The following is a 4412-nucleotide window of genomic DNA, read 5'->3' as shown; positions in this document are numbered from 1 at the left end:
CTGCTCGGCGGCTTCACCACCTTCTCGTCCTACGCCCTCGAAGGCATTCTCCTGCTGGAGCGGGGCGAGGTGGGTGCGGCCCTGATCTACATTCTCGGATCGGTGGTCCTCGGTCTCGCCGGCCTGCTCCTCGGCCTGATGCTCATGCGCCTCGTGTTGTGAAGGCCGATTCGCACACCCGTCCCGATGCGCGAATCGCCCGAGCGGCCTGATCGGGGCGGGCACGCCCATGGTCCGACCGACCCCGCGTCGCCGGCTCCGTCGCGGCCGATGCTGCCGCGCGGGGGCGGGCCCGGCGATAAGCCCGGACGGAGACAGTCGTTTTCGCCGCGGCTGGAATTTTTCCAAATCGAGATCTTTGAAAGACTGTTATCGGTCGAAATTACATCTGTTCCAATGTTTTGGTTATTGCTTGCCAAGGGTAGGATAAGCTTTCAAGCACGCTCTCGTAGGCCTGATCGACGAGGAGAGCGGAATGATGGAACGCACGCTGGACTGGGTGCGCGGCTGCGCGCGCATCGCGTGGTGGGACGGGTCCGCCCTCGACCTGCGCCTGCACCGGCTGACCGACTTCATCGATGCCCTCGCGGGCGTGCCGGAGGCGGAGCCCGGCCTGGTGCCCGCCCATTGGCGCGAGCGCCTGGGAGAGCGGGCATGAGCGCGCGCGACGGCCGCATCGGCACCGCCCCGGCGTCGACGGCCGCGTCCTGTCCCGAGGTCCAGTCCCCCGAGGGACATCTCGACGAGGCCCTGCGCCGGGCGTTCTGGCAGAGCCTGAACCGGGCGCCGCTGCCGGCCATGGCGGCCCTGGAGGTGGCGGCCCGGGTTGTGGGCGCACTCTACCGCCAGGTGGCGCGGGCGCACGAAGGGGCCGACGGCTGCCGCTGCGGCTGGGAACCGGACCCCGATTGCGACCTCATCGTCCTGGAGGCCAACCTCGCCGCCGCCCTGCTGCACCCGCCCGAGCCCGACCTCGCCCGCATGGTGACCCTGGGGCACGCCTGACAGGCGCGGCCGCCGGTTACGATTCCCTCACACTCCCGGGCGGATCATGCCGGACGGCCGAGGACCGGCCGCCGGCCCAATGCGGGGGAGCAGTGAGATGGACGGGTTCTATCGCGGCATCGAGACGTCGCTGATCGCCTTCAGCCTGCTCCTCGGGCTCGGCGCCTTCGCGTTGTCGGAGCGGGCACCGCCGCGCCCGGCGGTGACGCATCTCGCCGTGACGCTGCCGATGCTCAGCGTAACGGCCACGCCCTGAGGCGTTGGGGTCCGCATTCCGGGATCATGGTTTCGTGAGGTGCAGTCGGCTTGACTGCAACCCTTTCATGGTCTCGCGACTTAACTGTTCGAGATGCGAGGCCTGCCTCGCTGCATGATCCCGACACGTTGAGAGCATGTCCCTGCGCGGATATGCGAGCGAGACCTTCGATGCGAGCCAATCGACTGCGCGTGTCCGCACTGGCGGGCGCCTTCCTGCTGGCCGGCGCCGGCCTCACGGCCGTCCAGGCCGCCCCCCTGACGAGCCAGGGTTCCGACAAGGTGTCGAACCCGACAGCGGCGATCACCCCGGTGGCCGCCGTGACCGAGGCCGAGGACGACGCGGCCAATTGCAGCCGGTCCCGCCGTCGGCTCTGGGTCGAGGGCGAGGGCTGGATCGTGCGCCGGGTGACCACCTGCCGCTGAACGGAACCCTGCGTCCGCCGAGACGATGCGATGTCCCCGAACCCCGCCGCGAGGCGGGGTTTTTCCATGCCCGCATGCGCGCCTAAGCAGTCTTCGACGCGGGACAGCCGGGCTGGATTCTGGAACGACGGGGTATCCGGCGCGGTTCATCCACGATCGGTCAGATCGACCAGGGCATCGACCAGGGCAGGAGTTCGGCCTCGCATGATCGCGTTCTCAACCTCCCGCCGGCGCCACGGCCTCGGCCTCGTCGGCGTTCTCCTCGCGGTCGGCCTCGCGGGCTCCGCCCAGGCCCAGGTCGTATCCTACGGCGTCCGATCCGTGCCCTTCGGCTACGAAGACAGCTATGCGGGGCCCCTGCTGCGCGGCGACTATATCGGTGCGCCGCTCACCCGCTTTCCCCGGCCGAGCGAACTCGTTCCGAGCGCCTGGGGCTACGGCACCTACGGCGTCCCCACGGTGGCGGGCATCCGCAGCGCTCCCGTCGGGACACCCACCGTCTACGTGATCGAAGCGCCCCGGACGGCGACATCCGAGACGCGCCGGACGCGGGCCCGGGTCCTGTCGCGGTCCTCCGCCCCGCACTTCGCGCCGGTCGCCGAGCGGCGGTCCGGCAGTGCCCGCGTGATCACCGTGGGCGTGCCGCAGCGGCAGGCGGATCTGCGCTGAGACGCACCCCGGATTGAGGGGGCCTTAATCTGTTCGTGCCAGGGTGACCGACACTTCCCTAACCCGGTCCGGCGGCCCCATGCACATCGTCCTCGTCGACACCAGTCGGGTCGTCCTCAAGATGATCGCGGCGCTGCTTGAGCCGAACGGCCATACGGTCACGGCCTTCACGGATTCCGCCGAGGCGCTCGCGTATGTCGAGGGCACGGCCTCGGTGCGCGTGCTGATCACCAGCCTCGAGGTCCGGCCCCTCGGCGGGCTGGAACTGTGCTGGTCGGCCCGCCTGCTGGCGGAGGCCAACCGGCCCCTCTACGTCATCACCATGTCCTCGGCCCGCAATGCCCGGAACCTCGCCGAGGCCCTGGACAGTGGAGCGGACGACTTCATCGAGAAGCCGCCGACGCCCGAGGAACTGCACGCCCGCCTGCGGGCCGCCGAGCGCCTCACCACCATGCAGAGTGAACTGATCCGTCTTGCGGAGACGGATTCGCTCACCGGTCTCCTGAACCGGCGGGCCTTCCTGCAGAAGGCCCGCGACGCGGCCGAGCGCGTCGGCGACCACGGGCGGATGACGGCGATCCTCCTCGACATCGACCATTTCAAGCGCATCAACGACGAGTACGGCCACGATGTCGGCGACGCCGCCATCCAGGCGGTCTGCCGCGAACTCGCCGTCGAGGGGATCGTCGGCCGCCTCGGGGGCGAGGAGTTCGGCATCGTGCTGCCCCACCGGCCGGCAACCGAGGCCGAGGCCACCGCCACGCGCCTGCGCCGCGCCGTGGAGGCCCTGCGCATCCGCGGCGGCCGCGTGCCGATCCGCCTGACCTGCAGCTTCGGCGTGAGCGAATGGTTCGAGGGCGACACCATCGAGGGCCTGATCAAGCGCGCCGACATCGCCCTCTACGAGGCCAAGACGACGGGCCGCAACCGTGTCGTCAGCGCGGCCGCCGACCTCGTCCTGGCCCGCGCCGGCTGACCCGTCCGGCCTGTACCGTTTTGACGGCCGCCGCGGGGCTGAGATTGTGCCGTTGCGAAACGTCGATTTGTTCAATGCGGCGACAGATTTGGCGCGTGGCCCCGAGTCTCGGGCAAAGTCTAGCGAGTCTTGCCGCGTCGCCGTCCTGATGCGACGAGAGTCTTGGTGAATAGAGCCCTGGAACGGAACTTGATCTGATCACCCCTGGGAAGAGCGCGATGTATCGCGCTGGGACAATGGGGGATGACAGTCGTGAACCAACCTGTGGGCGTCTTGATCGTTGACGAGCCCTGCGAGCTCGAACCGACCCTTCGCGCCGTGCTGGAGCACGAGCCCCGCCTTCAGACCGTGGACGAGGCGGACCTGCTCCCGGGGGCCGGTGCGCCTGCGCGCAGTGTCGCCCTGGTTTTCGTCGGCGCGGAGTCCGGCGCGGCGACCCTGTCGCGGATCGCCATGCTGAAGGGGCGCCGGCCCGGCGTCACCGTTCTGGTGGCCTTCGACGTCCTACGGGCCGACCTGCTGGGACGGCTGGTCCAGGCGGGGGCCGATGCCTTCGTGGCCCGAAGCGCCGCGCCGCGCGACGTCTGCGCCGCGATCCTCGGCCTCGCGGCGAACCCGGAGGCGCAGCACGCGGCGCTCCGATCCGACGCGACGACGGCCGACGGCCTGACGCCCCGGGAAGCCGAGATCCTGCGCTTTCTCAGTGCCGGCTTCAGCAACAAGGAGGTCGCCCGCCGCCTGAGCCTCAGCGTGCGCACGGTGGAGACCCACCGGCTCAACCTGCGCCGCAAGACCCAGACCGGTCGTCTGAAGGACCTCGTCGCCCTGGCCCGCCAACTCGGGCTTGCGCCGGTGCTGGATGCCGAGCCGGTGCGCCAGGACAACGGCCTGCGGGCGCGCGTGACCCGCATCGCCCCGAAGGAGCTGCTGGCCCGGCTCTGAGCCGGGCCGGCGAGGGGCTCCCGCGCGTTTCTTCCCCCGTCGCAGCGACCCGACCCGCCTGAGGGCGGGCACCCGCCTGAGGGCGGGCACCCGCCTGGGGGCGGGCGTGAGGCTCTCGTCGACCGCCGAGAGCGGACGC

At 70.4% G+C, this 4412-nt stretch carries 8 protein-coding genes; all 8 read left to right on the top strand.

The genetic code is table 11. The annotated features are described in order from the left end of the window. The 8 genes from K2X24_RS13925 to K2X24_RS13890 all read left to right on the top strand — a co-directional run bounded on the left by K2X24_RS13925 (position 1) and on the right by K2X24_RS13890 (position 4273). Positions 1–162, top strand: coding sequence for a CrcB family protein (locus K2X24_RS13925; protein WP_292498983.1), 162 nt, complete (start codon positions 1–3; stop codon positions 160–162). A gap of 313 nt (positions 163–475) precedes the next feature. Next, a complete protein-coding gene (locus K2X24_RS13920) occupies positions 476–658 on the top strand; it encodes a hypothetical protein (RefSeq protein WP_292498981.1) in 183 nt (60 codons plus the stop codon). Further along, complete coding sequence (locus tag K2X24_RS13915) at positions 655–1005, top strand: hypothetical protein (protein ID WP_292498980.1); 351 nt, start codon at positions 655–657, stop codon at positions 1003–1005. The genes K2X24_RS13920 and K2X24_RS13915 overlap by 4 nt, the downstream gene beginning before the upstream one ends. A 97-nt stretch (positions 1006–1102) precedes the next feature. Further along, entirely contained in the window at positions 1103–1261 is a 159-nt protein-coding gene (locus K2X24_RS13910; RefSeq protein WP_292498979.1) for a hypothetical protein, read from the top strand. A 170-nt stretch (positions 1262–1431) separates the two neighbouring features. Further along, on the top strand, positions 1432–1686 hold the full coding sequence (locus K2X24_RS13905) for a hypothetical protein (RefSeq protein WP_292498978.1): 255 nt from the start codon (positions 1432–1434) through the stop codon (positions 1684–1686). 204 nt (positions 1687–1890) lie between these two features. Further along, positions 1891–2355 carry a hypothetical protein gene (locus K2X24_RS13900; protein WP_292498977.1) on the top strand — a complete coding sequence of 155 codons (465 nt, stop codon included), beginning with the start codon at positions 1891–1893 and terminating at the stop codon, positions 2353–2355. A 79-nt stretch (positions 2356–2434) separates the two neighbouring features. Next, a complete protein-coding gene (locus K2X24_RS13895; protein WP_292498976.1) occupies positions 2435–3331 on the top strand; it encodes a diguanylate cyclase in 897 nt (298 codons plus the stop codon). Between the two features lie 252 nt (positions 3332–3583). Continuing rightward, a complete protein-coding gene (locus K2X24_RS13890) occupies positions 3584–4273 on the top strand; it encodes a response regulator transcription factor (protein ID WP_292498982.1) in 690 nt (229 codons plus the stop codon). Positions 4274–4412: the final 139 nt, after the last annotated feature.

The organism is Methylobacterium sp. (genome assembly GCF_019750675.1).
GTDB lineage: Bacteria > Pseudomonadota > Alphaproteobacteria > Rhizobiales > Beijerinckiaceae > Methylobacterium.
Note: the sequence above shows the minus strand (reverse complement) of the source record. Positions and strands in the feature narration are given on the sequence as shown.

Coding starts and splice junctions, on each gene's coding strand:
- K2X24_RS13920 (WP_292498981.1), top strand. CDS start 476: ATGATGGAACGCACGCTGGACTGGGTGCGCGGCTGCGCGCGCATCGCG.
- K2X24_RS13915 (WP_292498980.1), top strand. CDS start 655: ATGAGCGCGCGCGACGGCCGCATCGGCACCGCCCCGGCGTCGACGGCC.
- K2X24_RS13910 (WP_292498979.1), top strand. CDS start 1,103: ATGGACGGGTTCTATCGCGGCATCGAGACGTCGCTGATCGCCTTCAGC.
- K2X24_RS13905 (WP_292498978.1), top strand. CDS start 1,432: ATGCGAGCCAATCGACTGCGCGTGTCCGCACTGGCGGGCGCCTTCCTG.
- K2X24_RS13900 (WP_292498977.1), top strand. CDS start 1,891: ATGATCGCGTTCTCAACCTCCCGCCGGCGCCACGGCCTCGGCCTCGTC.
- K2X24_RS13895 (WP_292498976.1), top strand. CDS start 2,435: ATGCACATCGTCCTCGTCGACACCAGTCGGGTCGTCCTCAAGATGATC.